Source organism: Clostridium grantii DSM 8605, from assembly GCF_900129965.1.
Lineage (GTDB): Bacteria > Bacillota > Clostridia > Clostridiales > Clostridiaceae > Clostridium_AF > Clostridium_AF grantii.
Window position 1 is genome coordinate 153405 of record NZ_FQXM01000004.1, and the last position, 16097, is coordinate 169501.

The 16097-nt window shown below is 29.2% G+C and carries 20 protein-coding genes; all 20 read right to left on the reverse strand.

Features of this window, described 5'->3' with window-relative positions; all coding sequences use genetic code 11:
- Window positions 1-47: 47 nt before the first annotated feature.
- Window positions 48-1742 (reverse strand): DNA repair protein RecN, encoded by a 1695-nt coding sequence (recN, locus tag BUB83_RS04360; RefSeq protein WP_073337224.1) that lies wholly within the window; start codon window positions 1740-1742, stop codon window positions 48-50.
- A gap of 10 nt (window positions 1743-1752) precedes the next feature.
- Window positions 1753-2205 carry an arginine repressor gene (locus BUB83_RS04365; RefSeq protein ID WP_073337225.1) on the reverse strand — a complete coding sequence of 151 codons (453 nt, stop codon included), beginning with the start codon at window positions 2203-2205 and terminating at the stop codon, window positions 1753-1755.
- A 15-nt stretch (window positions 2206-2220) separates the two neighbouring features.
- Window positions 2221-3063 (reverse strand): NAD(+)/NADH kinase, encoded by an 843-nt coding sequence (locus BUB83_RS04370; RefSeq protein WP_073337226.1) that lies wholly within the window; start codon window positions 3061-3063, stop codon window positions 2221-2223.
- Window positions 3064-3071: 8 nt separating this feature from the next.
- Window positions 3072-3884 carry a TlyA family RNA methyltransferase gene (locus BUB83_RS04375; protein ID WP_073337227.1) on the reverse strand — a complete coding sequence of 271 codons (813 nt, stop codon included), beginning with the start codon at window positions 3882-3884 and terminating at the stop codon, window positions 3072-3074.
- Window positions 3885-3901: 17 nt separating this feature from the next.
- Window positions 3902-5761 (reverse strand): 1-deoxy-D-xylulose-5-phosphate synthase, encoded by a 1860-nt coding sequence (gene dxs / locus BUB83_RS04380; protein WP_073337228.1) that lies wholly within the window; start codon window positions 5759-5761, stop codon window positions 3902-3904.
- A 1-nt stretch (window position 5762) separates the two neighbouring features.
- Window positions 5763-6335, reverse strand: coding sequence for a hypothetical protein (locus BUB83_RS04385; protein WP_073337229.1), 573 nt, complete (start codon window positions 6333-6335; stop codon window positions 5763-5765).
- Between the two features lie 614 nt (window positions 6336-6949).
- Window positions 6950-7819, reverse strand: a complete 870-nt coding sequence (locus BUB83_RS04390; protein ID WP_073337230.1) for a polyprenyl synthetase family protein — start codon at window positions 7817-7819, stop codon at window positions 6950-6952.
- Window positions 7797-8030: an exodeoxyribonuclease VII small subunit gene (locus BUB83_RS04395; protein ID WP_073337231.1), complete on the reverse strand. Its 234-nt coding sequence runs from the start codon at window positions 8028-8030 to the stop codon at window positions 7797-7799. The genes BUB83_RS04390 and BUB83_RS04395 overlap by 23 nt, the downstream gene beginning before the upstream one ends.
- Before the next feature lie 2 nt (window positions 8031-8032).
- Entirely contained in the window at window positions 8033-9238 is a 1206-nt protein-coding gene (gene xseA, locus BUB83_RS04400; RefSeq protein WP_073337232.1) for an exodeoxyribonuclease VII large subunit, read from the reverse strand.
- Window position 9239: 1 nt separating this feature from the next.
- Window positions 9240-10073: a bifunctional 5,10-methylenetetrahydrofolate dehydrogenase/5,10-methenyltetrahydrofolate cyclohydrolase gene (locus BUB83_RS04405; protein ID WP_073337233.1), complete on the reverse strand. Its 834-nt coding sequence runs from the start codon at window positions 10071-10073 to the stop codon at window positions 9240-9242.
- A 13-nt stretch (window positions 10074-10086) separates the two neighbouring features.
- Entirely contained in the window at window positions 10087-10488 is a 402-nt protein-coding gene (gene nusB, locus BUB83_RS04410; protein ID WP_073337234.1) for a transcription antitermination factor NusB, read from the reverse strand.
- A 115-nt stretch (window positions 10489-10603) separates the two neighbouring features.
- Window positions 10604-10987 (reverse strand): Asp23/Gls24 family envelope stress response protein, encoded by a 384-nt coding sequence (locus tag BUB83_RS04415; protein ID WP_073337235.1) that lies wholly within the window; start codon window positions 10985-10987, stop codon window positions 10604-10606.
- A gap of 81 nt (window positions 10988-11068) precedes the next feature.
- Window positions 11069-11575 carry a SpoIIIAH-like family protein gene (locus BUB83_RS04420; protein WP_073337236.1) on the reverse strand — a complete coding sequence of 169 codons (507 nt, stop codon included), beginning with the start codon at window positions 11573-11575 and terminating at the stop codon, window positions 11069-11071.
- Between the two features lie 63 nt (window positions 11576-11638).
- A complete protein-coding gene (gene spoIIIAG, locus BUB83_RS04425; protein ID WP_073337237.1) occupies window positions 11639-12241 on the reverse strand; it encodes a stage III sporulation protein AG in 603 nt (200 codons plus the stop codon).
- Window positions 12242-12256: 15 nt separating this feature from the next.
- Window positions 12257-12835 (reverse strand): stage III sporulation protein AF, encoded by a 579-nt coding sequence (gene spoIIIAF, locus BUB83_RS04430; protein ID WP_073337238.1) that lies wholly within the window; start codon window positions 12833-12835, stop codon window positions 12257-12259.
- Between the two features lie 15 nt (window positions 12836-12850).
- The gene (gene spoIIIAE / locus BUB83_RS04435; protein ID WP_073337239.1) at window positions 12851-14017 is read right to left on the reverse strand and encodes a stage III sporulation protein AE; all 1167 of its coding nucleotides are present in this window, start codon (window positions 14015-14017) and stop codon (window positions 12851-12853) included.
- 16 nt (window positions 14018-14033) lie between these two features.
- Window positions 14034-14417 (reverse strand): stage III sporulation protein AD, encoded by a 384-nt coding sequence (gene spoIIIAD, locus BUB83_RS04440; protein WP_073337240.1) that lies wholly within the window; start codon window positions 14415-14417, stop codon window positions 14034-14036.
- 8 nt (window positions 14418-14425) lie between these two features.
- Window positions 14426-14626 carry a stage III sporulation protein AC gene (gene spoIIIAC, locus BUB83_RS04445; protein WP_073337241.1) on the reverse strand — a complete coding sequence of 67 codons (201 nt, stop codon included), beginning with the start codon at window positions 14624-14626 and terminating at the stop codon, window positions 14426-14428.
- A gap of 9 nt (window positions 14627-14635) precedes the next feature.
- Window positions 14636-15160 carry a stage III sporulation protein SpoIIIAB gene (gene spoIIIAB, locus BUB83_RS04450; RefSeq protein WP_073337242.1) on the reverse strand — a complete coding sequence of 175 codons (525 nt, stop codon included), beginning with the start codon at window positions 15158-15160 and terminating at the stop codon, window positions 14636-14638.
- Window positions 15157-16080 (reverse strand): stage III sporulation protein AA, encoded by a 924-nt coding sequence (gene spoIIIAA, locus BUB83_RS04455; RefSeq protein ID WP_073337243.1) that lies wholly within the window; start codon window positions 16078-16080, stop codon window positions 15157-15159. The genes spoIIIAB and spoIIIAA overlap by 4 nt, the downstream gene beginning before the upstream one ends.
- Window positions 16081-16097: the final 17 nt, after the last annotated feature.

The following is a 16097-nucleotide window of genomic DNA, read 5'->3' on the forward strand; positions in this document are numbered from 1 at the left end:
TTTTCAATACGCAAAAAAGAAAACCATATACATAAATATATGGTTTCTCATGAAAGTTCTATTTTTATATCATCCGCTAATTTTATCATTTCTTTAGCATTTTCTAGTGTTAATGGTGTGATTTTACTTCCACCTATCATTCTAGCAATTTCATCTTCTTTTTCTTCACGATTTAAATTAATAACTTTTGTAAAAGTATTTTCATCTATAGATTCTTTAAATACCTTTAAATGAGAATCAGACATACTAGCTATTTGCGGTAAATGAGTTACACAAAAAACTTGATGATCAATAGAAATTAAATACATTTTTTCAGCAACACTTTGAGCTGTTCTTCCACTAATTCCAGTGTCAATTTCATCGAAAATAATAGTTGGAATATCATCTTTATTAGCAAATACCGCTTTTAAGCTAAGCATTATTCTAGACAATTCTCCTCCAGATACTATTTTTTCCATAGGTTGTAATGGTTGCCCTGGATTGGTTGAAATAAGAAATTTAATAATGTCACTTCCTGAGTCAAAAAATTCATTTGTATGCTCTATATTTACTTTAAAAATAGCTTTTTCTAATCCTACATAATCTAGCTCTTTTTTTATACTTTTTTCTAACTCATCTTTTATAATAAGTCTTCTTTTATAAATTTCATCACAACTTAGAATCATTTTATTCTCAAGAATTTGTTTTTGCTCTTCTAGTTTCTCAATTTTCTCATCGCTAAAAGTTATATTCTCAATTTTTTCTTCAATGGATTTTTTAAATTCTAAAATTTCTTTTATAGAAGCTCCATATTTTCTTTTCATAGCATCAATAAGAAAAATTCTACTATTTAGAAAATCCAATTCATCTGAATCATAATAAATATCATCTTTTTGATCTCTTATGTCATCTATAGCTTGCTCAATATTATAAAAAGCTTCCTGAATAAGATTAATGGCCGGCGATATGGATTTTAAATTGCTTTCTATACCTTTTAAATTATGTATTGTTTTACCTAAGATATAGCTAATTGAATAATTATCTTCGGAATTTTTATTTAATGAAGAGTAACTTTCATTTAACACCGCACTGATTTTTTCGGCATTTGAAAGTATTTTATATCTCTCATCTAGCTCTTCATCTTCATTTTCTTTTAAATTTGCTTTTTCTATATCTTTTAATTGAAATTGCAAATAATCCAACAACTTTTCATTTTCAGCTTTATTTTTTTTAATGGATATTATCTTTTCATTTATATTTTTATATTGTTCAAATAATTCAACATAAACCTTCATAACTTCCATTAAAAATTCTTCCCCATATTTATTAAAAAATTCAATATGTCTTGAAGAATTCAGCAAATCTTGGTTTTGGTGTTGTCCATGAATATTTAATAAAGTTTCTGATAATTCTTTTACTTGAGAAACTAATAATGTTTTTCCATTTACTTTCACCAAACTTTTACCTGATTTGTTTGTTTCTCTACTGACAATTATAACATCGTCAAAATCGATATCCAAACTCTGAAGCAACTCAATAGTTTTTTGATTCTTCACCTCAAAAACAGCTTCTACAAAAGTTTTATCTTCTCCATGCCTTATAGCATTTTTATTTGTTTTATCTCCTAAAACAAAATTTATTGCATCTATAAGAATAGATTTTCCTGCCCCGGTCTCACCAGTAAGAACATTTAATCCTTCTTCAAAATTTACCGTTAATTGTTCAATTAATGCAAAATTTTTCACACTAACTTGAAGCAGCATTTTGCTCACCTCATTTACTTATCATTTTTTTCATTTTTTTTGATATTTCATTTGCCTTCTCTTCATTAATAGCTAAAACAAATATTGTATTATCTCCTGCTATTGTTCCTACAATACCTTCTAGGCCCAATGTATCAATTGCTTCGCCTGCAATTCCACCAGAACCTGACATGGTTTTAACACAAACAAAATTACCTACACTTTGAACTGATAATACAGTTTGTGAAAATATGTTAGCCAGTCTGTTTGAATGTGGATTATTGCTTGGTACTACAGTTGCATATTTATATGTTCCATTATCTGTAAGCACCTTTATTAGTTTTAATTCTTTAATATCTCTTGATACTGTGGCTTGTGTAATATCCATTCCTTGTTTTTTCAATTCATCAGCCAATTCTTCTTGGGTTACAATATCTTGTGTACTTATAATTTCTAGTAATTTTGCTTGACGCTCAATTTTCATAAAAGTCCCCTTTCTTTAAACATTTTTTAATATTTTATTTCTGAGAACGTTGAAATAGTCATCCCCATTCAATTTAATGATTTTACATTTTTTTTCATGCCTTTTAATTTTAATAATATCTGTATTTACAATATCATTATGAGATTGACCATCTAAAGACAAAATTATTTTACCTACATTGCCGCTTATAGATATTGATATGTTGGAATCTGCCCCAAGCACAATACTTCTAGAATTAAGAGAATGAGGACAAATTGGAGTGATAGCTATAACATCAATAGTTGGGTAAATTATTGGTCCTCCTGCAGATAGTGAATAAGCAGTAGAACCTGTTGGTGTCGATATAATTATGCCATCTGATTTGAAGGTGGTGTAATAATTACCATCCACATAAATACCATATTTATACATACCCGACATTATCTCTCTAGAAATCACAACATCATTTAAAGCTAGCATCTTCTCTTCATTGTTTCCATTTTGTATAGAACTTTGTATAGAACAATCTAACATAATTCTTTCTTCTATTTCAAAATCACCAAGACTTAGTTTTTTTATACCTTCATCTAAATTTGACATTTCTATGGATGTTAAGAATCCTAAATTCCCAAGATTTATTCCTAGTATTGGAATACCACAATCATGAACTTCTCTTGCGGTAGCTAGTATTGTGCCATCTCCACCTAAAACAATAATTTTCCTGAAATCGCAGGTTAACCTTTCTTTTAAGTTAACAGCATCTTTAAACAAAATGATCTCAGTATTTTTATAATATTTTTTTATAGTATAAATAATTTTTTCTACTACTGAATCCCCAATTAATTTTCTACTATTGATATTAACAGCTATTTTATACATTATACCACCTATTTCGCTTTATCATGAGAAAAATCTACTATTTGGTCAACTACATCATTTGAAAATTCAATTGTGTAATCTTTATCTTTTGTAAAATAAACCAAGTATTCAATATTTCCTTCTGGTCCTTTAATTGGAGAATAATCTATTCCTACAACCTTTAATTCATTTGCTTTAAGAAAATCTAATATCTTCATAATAACTTCTTTATGAACTTTAGAATCTCTAACAACGCCTTTTTTACCAACTTTTTCTCTTCCTGCTTCAAATTGAGGTTTAATTAAAGCTACAACTGAACCTTTATCATTTAATAAATTGGATACAGCTGGTATGATTTTAGTCAAAGAAATAAAAGAAACATCAATGCTTGCAAAATCACACAAATCACCTAAATCTTTTTCAGTTAAATATCTAGCATTGGTTCTCTCCATGCAAACTACTCTTTCATCTTGTCTTAACTTCCATGCAAATTGACCATAACCTACATCTACAGCAAAAACTTTTGATGCACCATTTTGAAGCATACAATCTGTAAATCCACCTGTAGAAGCTCCAATATCCATACATTTTGTGTTTTCTAAATTTATATTAAAAGTTTTCATTGCTTTTTCTAGCTTATACCCACCTCTACTAACATAAGGCATTTCTTTTCCTTTGAATTCAATTTCTGCATCTTCTTTTACAAGTTGACCGCATTTATCTACTCTTTCATTGTCTACAAAAATTTCACCAGCCATAATTCTAACTTTAGCTTTTTCTCTAGATTCAAAGAAATTTCTTTTTACAAGCAATGAATCTAATCTTTCCTTTTTTGAACTCATTTTATGTCTCCTTTTCTTTAAACAAAACTAACTATACTTTTAAATATTCCATTTTCATCAAGTTTATTAAGTTTATAAAGTATTTCAACTTCTCCATGAGTTACAAATTCATCTTTATAACCTAGATTTAACACTTTAATGTTTTTATTTTTATTATTAGTATAGTTTAATACATAAGCACCAAACCCACCAATAGTATAATTATCTTCTATAGTAATTATTTTATAATCATTTTCAATAAAATAATCTAACATAACAGTATCTAGTGGCTTTACAAATAAAGCATTAACTATAGTAGGGTCTATTCCAACATTTTTCAGCTTATCTCTTAAAGCGTAAGCTTTATTAACCATGTCTCCTAAAGCTATTATTACCACTTTTTCACCCTTACACACTGTTTGCCATTTTCCTTTATTTATATTTAAACATAAAGGTATATCATTAATATAATTATCTCCACCTCTTGGATATCTTATTGCAATAGGCTCATTTTGTTCAATAGCCCATTCCAACATAAATTGCAAATCTTTAGTACATCGTGGAGTCATAATTGTTAAATTTGGTATGTGTGTCAAGTAAGATAAATCAAACAATCCTTGATGTGTTTCTCCATCTTCTCCTACTATACCCGCTCTATCAATAGCAAGTATTACAGGTAATTTTTGAAGACATATATCATGTATTATTTGGTCATAGGCTCTTTGAAGGAAAGTTGAATAAACAGCAAATACAGGTTTTAACCCCCCACTTGCCATTCCAGCTGCAAGAGTAGTTGCATGTTGTTCTGCAATTCCAACATCAAAAAATCTATCTTTATAAACTTGGCTAAATTCCTTTAATCCGGTACCATCAGGCATAGCCGCAGTAATTGCTACTAAATTTTCATGGTTTTTCCCAAGGTCTACCATGGTTTTTCCAAAAACTTTAGAATATGTTTCTTTTTTTATTTCTTTGATTTTGCCACTTTCTAAATTAAAAGGTCCAATTCCATGAAAAGTTGAAGGATTTTCCTCTGCATGATCATATCCTTTTCCTTTCAATGTAAGTGCATGAATCAATACAGGTCCCTTTATTTTCTTAGCCTGCCCTAATACTTTACTTAATTGTTTAATATCATGCCCATCAATAGGTCCAAAATATTTTATTCCTAATTCTTCAAAAAACTGCCCTGGTACAAGTAAATTTCGTATACCATCTTTTATTTTACCCAAAGAATTAGCTATTTCTTTGCCAAAATAAATTTTATTTAAAGTGGATGTAATATCCTCTTTAATTCTATTATAGTTTGGATCTACTCTAAGTCCATTTAAAACATTTGAGATACCACCAACATTTTCAGATATAGACATTTGATTATCATTTAAAACAATAATCATATTAGTTTTATTATACCCAATATCATTTAAAGCTTCTAAAGCCATACCACCTGTTAATGCTCCATCGCCTATTACGGCAATAACATTTGATTTTTCATTTAAGATATCCCTAGCTCTAGCCAATCCTAAAGCTGCAGAAATAGAAGTGCTACTGTGTCCAGTTTCAAAGTAGTCGTATTTGCTTTCACATCTTTTAGGAAATCCACTAAGTCCACCAAATTTTCGTAAAGTGTCAAAACATTCTTTTCTTCCAGTTAATAGTTTGTATACATAGGATTGATGTCCTACATCCCATACTATTTTATCTTCTTCCACGTCAAATATATTTAAAAGACTTAAAGTCAATTCTACAACACCAAGATTTGAAGCTAAATGTCCTCCATTTTTTGATACTTTTTCTATAAGGTAGTGTCTAATTTCTTCACTAAAATCATAAAGCTCTTTTAATGTCATTTTCTTTACTCCATCTAATTGAGAGTAATTATCCAAATATTTATACATGCTATCTATCCCTTTTCATAAGATTTATAACCTTTGCTACTGCAAAAACTATTTTATTACTTTTACTTATAGCTATACTTTTACCAATAGCTTTTCCACCCACTGTAAGAGATGCAATAATAGCCCCAATAATAGAACCTATAATTATATTAACATTCTCTCCTGTTAGCTGAGTCCACAAAACAACTTTTACTAGTATCAAAGCTCCTATAGCTCCACTTATTACTCCACAAATATCCCCAATTACATCATTGCAAAAGTTTGAAACTTTGTCAGCATTTCTAACAAGTTTAACAGCTTCCTTTGCTCCTTTTACTTTTCTTGATGCCATTGAATGAAAAGGTGTCTCACTTGCAGCAGTAACCGCTACTCCAATTAAGTCAAAGATTATACCTATAAATATAATAAACACTAATATAATTAGTGCTAAAAAAAGATTTACAGCCTGCAATACCACATTAGCTAATAAAGAAATTAGTGTTGAAATAACTAAAGTCCACAAAACTATTACTATTACCCATTTTTTATAATCATTCTTTTTTTTACTTTTTCTATTATTTTTATTATTACTCAATTAAGCCTCCATTAATAATAAGTGGTAGTATGCTAAATAAATCTTATGGCTTAGGTCCAGTAGGATTTCCCGTAGAACAACTACCTGTCGCCAGCATAGCAGTTTCCTTTTAATATTCTACCTATAGCGTTACCAAACTATAGGACTGGATTACCACTTAGTCCACACTGCAATCTTTAGCATACCTTTTATAAAACAGTCTAGGAGTTTTCCTCAGCAGTTAGGTGTCTCCCTAGCCTCTTTTGCAAAATAGGTTTCCTTGAACCAAAAAGTTCACCTCCACCAACCTCACTCAAGGCAGGCTACACTGCACATAGCTTTTCACCACATTGCAGGTTTAATCCATTGTCGTAGAATAGGTATCTCTCCTAAACCACAAGAAATGGTCTCCCGGGGGTAGGGTCAGATGCGCATGCCTTTGCGGTTGCCCCAGCCCCCTTACTCCCAGCACCAACCCACCACTGGGCGTAGTAAGCCAGCACCAGAAGCTTCATCGATGTGCCCTTTGACGGATTTTTAGCCCCGCCCTCAAAAAACACTTACCTGACTAGAATACTGCACCACTAATTCTAATGGAATTATATCATATCAATGATGAAAATTCAAAATATTTACTAGAAATCTCTATTTAATAGAAATGTAGTTATTTTTTTAAGGTCAGTTGTATCAACCTCAATACTATTTAATATTTTATAGCATTCATCAGTCAATTCTTCACAAATAATTTTACATTCTTTTAATCCAAATTCAGTTATATATGTGGTTTTATTATTATTATTATCGCTAGAGATTTTTTTGCCTAATTTATCAACATCACCAATAACATCTAAAATATCATCTTTGATTTGAAAAGCTAATCCTAGTTTTTTCCCAAACAAAGAAAGTTTTTCAAGATGCTCTAATGAAGCATTTCCCAAAATAGCTCCCGCAATAATAGATACATTTATCAATGCGCCAGTTTTCTTACTATGCATGTAATTTAACTCATCAAGAGATATTTTTCTATTTTCACCTTCAATATCAACTAATTGCCCGCCTATCATGCCCTCAGGTCCTGCTGCAAAAGCAATTTCTGTAGAAGCTTTTAAATGAAGTGATGATTTTGCTGAACATTTAAACATTATATTCATTGCTTCATTTAATAGTGCATCTCCTGCTAAAACTGCTATAGCTTCTCCAAACACTTTATGGCTTGTTGCCTTTCCTCTTCTTAAGTCATCATTATCCATACAAGGTAAATCATCATGAATAAGAGAATAAGTATGAATCATTTCAAGAGCACAAGCTAGTGGCATAGCTTCTTCAATATCTTTTTTATACATAGAATATGTAGTTAACAAAAGTATTGGCCTAATTCTTTTTCCTCCAACTTTTATGCTATATTCCATGGCATCATATAATTTTTTATTATAATCATCTTTATTGTTAAAATACTCATGTAACCATAAATCAATATTATCTTTAAATTCTTTCATCCTCATCATCCTCAAATAATTTTTCTTCTTGGTTTTTATCAATTATTTTAATCTTACCTTCTGCTTCACTTAAAATTTTATATAACTTATTAGTTAATTCTATACCTTTTTCATAATTTTTCATAGAAGAATCTAAAGAAATATTATCTTCATCCATATCCTGCACAATAGTTTCTAATTGTTTAAAAAGATCTTCATAGTTTTCTTTTTTCTTGGGCAAAATTAAACCTCCCTTTTCATTTCTAAATAAAATTTTTCACGTCCATCTGCTAAAATAACTTCAATTTCTTTTTTTTCTTTTAAAATTGAAATTGACTTTATAGTCTTTTGGTCAGAATCTCTTATTATTGAGTATCCTTTATTGATAATATTTAAAGGATTCTTTTCTTGAAGTAATGCATATGTATGACTTAACAAAGTTTTATTTTTATCAATTTTAGAATTAATAGTATTCCTTAATTCTTTATTTAAATAATCCACTTTGAAATATTCATTTGCTATATAGTTTATAGGTTTATAATTCTGTAGCTTTTCTTTATATAAATTCACTCTATTTTTTTCATAATCAATTCGCTTAATTTGTTTCATCTTAATCATTTTCATATTATAAGATAATTTTTCTAAAATTTCACTTTCATTGAAAATTGCGATTTCTGCTGCTGCAGAAGGAGTTGGGGCTCTCATATCACTAACAAAATCAGCAATTGTAAAATCCGTTTCATGACCTACTCCGCAAATCACAGGCTTTTTAGATTTAAATATTGTTCTTGCTAAATCTTCATTATTAAAAGCCCATAATTCTTCAATGGAGCCACCTCCACGAGTAAGTATTATTAAATCTACATCATTTTTTTCATTAAAATATTTTATACCTTCAATCAAATTTGCCGCTGCCATATCTCCTTGTACTAATGAAGGATATATAATTAATTCTACTTTAGAATTCCTTCTTTTAGCTACATTGATTATGTCTCTTATAGCGGCTCCAGTAGGAGAAGTTATAACCCCTACTTTCATTGCAAATTTGGGTATACTTTTTTTATAATTTGAGGAAAAAAGATTTTCTTCTTCTAGTTTCTTTTTTAACTTCTCAAACTGAATAAAAAGATCTCCTACTCCATCTCTTTTTATGCTTTGACAATACAATTGTACAGAACCTTCTTTTGCATAAAGAGTTACTCTTCCCATTGCCTCAACTGAAATTCCATTATCCGGGTCAAAATCCAATCCATCAGCGTATTCTTTAAACATAATGCAATTTATTTTTCCACTTTCATCTTTTAAAGAAAAGTAAATATGTCCACTACTATGCTTTTTCCAATTGGATATTTCTCCTTTAAGACTTACATTTTTTAGAATGAAGTCTCCATCCATGGTTTTTTTTATGTAATTATTTAATTGAGTTACAGTTAAAGTTTTTATATACATTCTAATTATCCCCACAAAGATTGACTAAAAGCATTGTTGTAGTCATAGGACCAACGCCTCCAGGTACAGGAGTTGTATAAGCAGCAATGTCTACTACATCATTATAATCTACATCTCCAGTCAATTTACCATTAACCACTGTAGTACCCACATCAATAACTAATGCATTTTTCTTAACATACTCTTTATTAATGATTCCTGGTCGACCTATGGCTACCACTAAAATATCTGCCATTTTACATATTTCTTTTAAATTATCAGATTTTGAATGACACATAGTTACAGTAGCATTTTCTGCTAATAAAAGTTGTGCTACAGGTTTTCCAACTATATTGCTTCTTCCAATTACAACAGCATGTTTTCCTTGAATTTCAACACCTGTACTTTTTATTAATTTTATAATACCTTTTGGTGTGCATGGAACAAAGCAATCTTCTCCCTTAAATAATTTTCCAGAACTTAAAGAATTCAATCCATCCACATCTTTCTTGATTGATATAGTTGAAGCTATTTTGTTTTCATCCAAATGTTTAGGTAATGGCAATTGAAGGATTATCCCTGAAACTGACTTATCTTCATTTAATTGCTTTATAAGGTCAATTAAAGTTTCTTCTTGAATATTTTCTTCAAGCTCTAAACTTTTTGTTTTAATCCCTACTTTTTCACAAACAGAATTCTGAGTATTAAAATAAAATCTAGATCCACCATCTTCTCCAATAATTATATTAGCCAAAGAAGGTATTTTCTTATTTTCTTTTTTTAACTTCTCTATTTTTTCACTAATGTCATTTCTGATATTTGCTGCTAATGTTTTTCCATCTAATTTAGTCCCCACAAAATTAAACCTCCTAAGATTTCATCATATTTCCCAAAACTCCATTTATAAATGATGGTGAGCTATCTGCAGAATATTTTTTTGCAAGTTCAATTCCTTCATTTATGGATACATTATTTGGAATGTCTTTGTTAAATAAAAACTCATAAGTACAAATTCTCAAAATAGCTAAATCTATTTTAGAAAGTCTGTTTATTTTCCAATTTTTAAGATTCATTTCAATTTTATTATCAATTATTTCTTTGTTTTCTTCTATACCCTCTATGCTCTCTTTAATAAAATTAAAATCAATTTCTTCCACAATATTATTTTTATCCATTTTGTAGTTTTCTAATACCTCTTCATAAGCTAATTTATTGATTGAAATCTCAAATAAAAATTTCATTAATAATTCCCTTGATTTACGTCTATTCATTAATAATTCCTCCTATGTGTTTCCTATTAAAATATTTCCCTTACTAACATTATAGATTTTTCCCTCAAATGTCAAACAAATTCTAAAAAAACATCCTCTTATTGAGGATGTTTTTTTATTCAACTGTTTTTATTTCTTCTTTAGGTACCACCATACTTTGAACAAAAACATCTACAGCTTCTACTTTTAATCCTGTCATAGATTCTACTGCTTTTTTAACATTTTCTTGTACTTTTTTAGCTACATCTAAAATTTTAGTACCATATGTAACTATAACATATATTTCAATGCATGCACTATCTTCCCCAACATTTACCTTAACACCTTTGGAAAGATTCTTTTTAGGAGTTAATATTTTTGTTATACCACCTACTAAATTAGTGCTCATTCTTACTATTCCATCTATTTCCGAAGCTGCGAGTCCTGCTATAACTTCTACTACTTCATCAGATATTTTAACTATCCCTATATCTGTCATTTCCATTATATTTTCTTCCATTACTGTCCCTCCTCTTTTGGGAAACCCAAAACAAATTATCATAAGTATATTATATCAAATAGAAATTCTTTTTACAAACAATTATTGTTTTTCAATAACTTCAACTTCCATAATTTTTGTTACATCATAAACTACAGTTTGAATTTGTTTTAATTGCTTGTCTGTTAATTTTTCTGCTGTTTTCACTATAACACTTACTTTGCTTTCTTCTACTAAGCATAAAATTTCCTGAAATCCTTTTGCTTTTAAAATAGTTTCAACCTCAGACTCGTTATTACGTGCCAAAGTCAATTCAGTGTATTTTTGAGCTGTTTTGTCTTTTTCTTCTTTGGATACATTGTCATCATCAATTAATGTTTGTAATGTTTTTAATGTAGAGTTTTCAGTGTTGTCCCTCAAAATTTTCTGTTCTGCAAAAAAATTAGAAGAAGTTGTTGTATCAGTTTGGCTTGTAGAAATAGTTTGACCATCACCATTCAATTGTTCCCCAACATAAAGAGAATCATTATTTAACTTAGTAGCTAAAATCCCTGCTGAAATTATTAAAGCTAGTAATACTACAATTATGGCTCCTTGCTTCTTACTCATTTTTATTCCTCCTCAAGATTTTATATTTTCACTATAACTATATGCTTTAAATTTTTATTTATGTTATTTTTTCATTGGATAAACTGTAACTTTACTTTCTGGAACTCCAAATAAAGTTATAACAGCTTTTTGAATACTCAAACGAATCAAATCATTGGAAGCCCCTTCTGCTACCACAAAAATTCCACATACCTCTGGACTATTTTTTTTCAATATCAAAGGTTGATTTCCATTGATTCCATCCACCATCACTACTGTTTCTCCTTCATTGTTTTGAGTAATCTTTCTTGTTCCACCATTACTATCATTTTCTTCTGTCAAACTTGTAGAATCATTATTATTTGTAGCTGGAACCTGTTCCTCTCCTCCTTCAAAATTTATCATCACCTTAACTTTACCCACTCCGTCAATTTGCTCTAGCATTGTTTTAAGCTTACTCTCCATATCTGTTTGATACTCATTTACTTCTACTTCAGAAGAAATGGTACTTTCCTTTGGTATATCAGCTTGTTTTTGTGAAAACATATCTTTACTTTCACTAAAACTACTGCTTAGTACAATCATTAAAATGGCCACCAAAGTAAGTATCACTAAATTCACCCAATTTTTTTTATCCTTTTTTACTTTCTTTATTTCATCTTTATTCAAAAACTCTTTAATATTCATCCTAATCCCTCTCTTTTATTCTTTGTAAATTTTAATTTTATCAGGAGATATATTAAGAAGCTGGGATAATGTATCTTTAACTTTCACTTGAACTTCTCCACTAACTTCATTATTGTTTGAAACTTCTTGTGAATTACCTATAGTAATTTTTTTTATTTGTTTTATGCCCGAACTTGATACCAAAACCTTGGTTCTTTGAATTATAAACTCCGTTGATTCTTCATTGTATTCTACTTCAACATCAACTTGAAAACTACATTCTGGCATAATTCTTTCTAATTCCCCTTGCCCAATCTTAGACAAATTTTCTGCAAATACTCTTGAAGATTTTTCTATGGATTCTTTTTTATAATCGCTAAAATCCTTATTTTCACTTGAGGTCATATAACTAGAGGCTTGTGCTACATATCTTTCTAAATTGAAATTATTATCAAAGACTTTTATAAAAGGATCAATTATAACAGTGACCAGAATCAATCCCAGGGCAAATTTACCATACTTTTTAATAGAATTTTTTGGAAGAATCATTTCCACAGCCGTAATAAAAAATACAGTTGTGCAGATCCTCATTATCCACTCCTTAAAATACTCCATTAATCACACCCCTTGTCATCCGTTTAGAATTATTTTTCCTGCTGATGCTACAATAGCTATCATTATAAAAAACATCACTGATACACTTATCAAACAAGAAGTTATAAGTATTAAAGAATCCCCCGCTGCTGAAACACTTTTTACTAATCTTTTGTCGCTAATAGGCTCTATTAAAGCTGCAGTTATTTTATATATAAATCCTATAGCCAAAAGTTTGATTATTGGAATTAAAACTATTGCGATTAAAACTATTAATCCAACACTACTCAAAGCATTTTTTATTAACAGTGAATATCCAGCCACAGTGCTAATAGCATCTGATAATGCCCCTCCCACAATAGGTATAAACTTATCAACAGCAAACTTAACAGTTTTTTCTGCCACTGCATCAATAGTATTAGCCGAAATGCCTCTTATAGTAATTATCCCTATAAAAACTGTCATTATTATCCCTTGAAGCCATAAAACTATTTGATTTAATAGCTTGGTTAAATTTTCTATTTTGCTATCCTCGCTTATGTTATTTACAAATATAAGTACAAATGCAAAGGATATAATGGGCAATAGTATGTCCACAATTAATTTGGCACTTATATTTACAGTTCCAATTATTATTGGGTCTAATACTGCTGCCTCCGTAACACTTCCTACCCCCGCCAATAACATTAAAAGAACTGGTATTAAAGCGGTCATAAAATCACTCATTCCCTGAATAGTTTCTCTAGCTAAGGTAACTCCATTATAAAAGCTTTTAGCAAGTATAATTATGATCAATGAATAACAAGCAAAATAAGCTATATTACTTAAATTCTCATTACTAAAAGCAGTTTCTAGATTTTTAATTAAAGCACATATTATGGCTATAACTATTATAGTAGACATGGTTTTGAAAGTTGCTGTGATTTCCCTTAATCCATATTTCAAAAATATTTCTATGAATTTATCAAAAGTAAGTGCTCCCTGTCCAGTTTTCGTATATGTGGTAACATAATCTTCAAAGGTCATATCTCTTAACATTTCATACTCACTTTGAATATTGGTCATATACTGATATAAACTTTTTATAGCATTATTTGTGTCACTTTCTTCTACTCCGTATGTATTATCATCACCATAACAATTTGAAACAAAGAAAAAATTCATCATAAATACTAAACTTAAACAAAATAAAATTTTCTTCACTGTCATCACCTGTTTCTCACATAATTTTCATAATTGATTGCAGTACCGCCATTAAAATTGGAATTGCTAAAACCAGTATTAAAATTTTACCTGCAAATTCTACCTTTGAAGCTAAATTACTTTCACCAGCATCTCTACATATTTCACTGCAAAATGAGGCTAAATATGAAATACCCAAAATCTTAAATACTACATCTAAGTATATAAAATCTATATTAGCTTTTATGGCTAATTCTTGAAGTAATTGAAGTACGGAAGATATTTTAGTTATCATAAAAATAAATATAAGAATCCCTGCTACTAAACTTATTTGAATAGCTAGATCCTGACGTTCTTTTCTTATAGTAACTATTACAGCTAAAGCTATGAAAGCAAAAGAAACAACCTTAATAATATCCATAGGTCACCTCAAAAGCTAAACATGGTTTTTATTGTATTAAACAAATTATTTATAAGCCCCAACACCATCATTAAAATTATTACTATTCCTGCTATATTTATAACAACAGCGTAATCTTCCTTACCTCCGCTAGACCTTATAATTTTATCTAATACAATAATTAATAGACTTATACCTGCTAATTTAAAAATCAAACTTGTTTCTAACATAACTTCCTCCTAAACAATTAGAATTACTATGGTTGCTCCTATAGTAAATCCTAAGTATTGATAAATTTTCAAATTGTTTTTCAAATCTAAATCAGCTTTCTCAATTTGTTTCTTAAGTTTCATTTCTGTTAATTCCAAAATACTATTTTGCCCTTCAATATCTGTATCTCCTAAAGATTTTGCTAAATCCATAAATATATCCTTGTCCTCTTTTTTTAAAGAAAGAGAATGTATTTTATTATTTAACTCATATTCAACTGCTTCATAAACTGAATCCACATCATTGGCATATAAACTTATTGAAATATTTTCAAATATTGTTTTTAATGGTTCTTTATTTTTTTTTGATAAAACATTAAATATTTCAGGCAAAGGTGTAAATGTATAATGTATTTGTGTTTTAATTAAATAAATGGCTGCCATTAGCTCATTAAGCTCTTTTACCCTTTTTCTCAAAGTATCTCCAAACTTTATACCCATAAAAGTACAAGAACCTATAATAATTAAAGAGCAAACAAGTTTAATACTTATCATTCAACCACCACCTTTGATTTTTTATTGAAATCATAAACATATTCAATAGTACCTATTCCTTTTCTATTACTTAGAACTATTGCTCTTTGAAAAACTTTATTATTTAAAATGTCTTTAAAAACATCTCTACTATAAAGATCTTCAATTCCAAATCCATGTATAGTTGTTATTAGATTTACACCTGAACTTAAAGCGGCAATTATACTATTCATATCCTCATAAGTTCCAATTTCATCACAAACTATTACTTCTGGTGACATACTTCTAATAGCCATCATTATTCCATTACTTTTTAAACAACTATCAAAAATATCTGTTTTTTCGCCTATGTCTAATTGAGGAATACCATTATAACAACCACCAATCTCGCTTCTTTCATCAATTATACAAACCTTCATACTTTTCATTTTCTTATTGTTAACTATGTAGCCATTAGATAAATTTCTGGATATATCTCTTATTAATGTAGTTTTACCGCATTTAGGTGGAGAAATAATTATGCTATTCAAAAGATTACCATTATTTATTAGGTTAGGCATTACACTTTTTGCACAATTAATTATTTGCCTACATATTCTAATGTTCAAAGAAGATATATTTTTAATTGTTTTTATTCTTCCCTTGTCCATAATACACGTACCACAAACGCCTACCCTATGGCCTCCTTTTATAGTTATATAGCCTTGTCGTATTTCTTCATCAAAAGCGTAAATTGAATAATTACTCATCCTTTGAATAATTTTATTTAAATCTTCTCCTTTAATAGTGTAATTTAGTATCCTTTCTTCATTACCAATATAAATTGATATGGGTCTTCCCACTCTAAGCCTTATCTCATTAATTTCTTCCACCCGTTGAATCTTCTCTACTAACCCACTAATTTCATTAGGTAATATATAAAAAACATCTCTAGTACTCATAGATTTCCTCCTTCCTT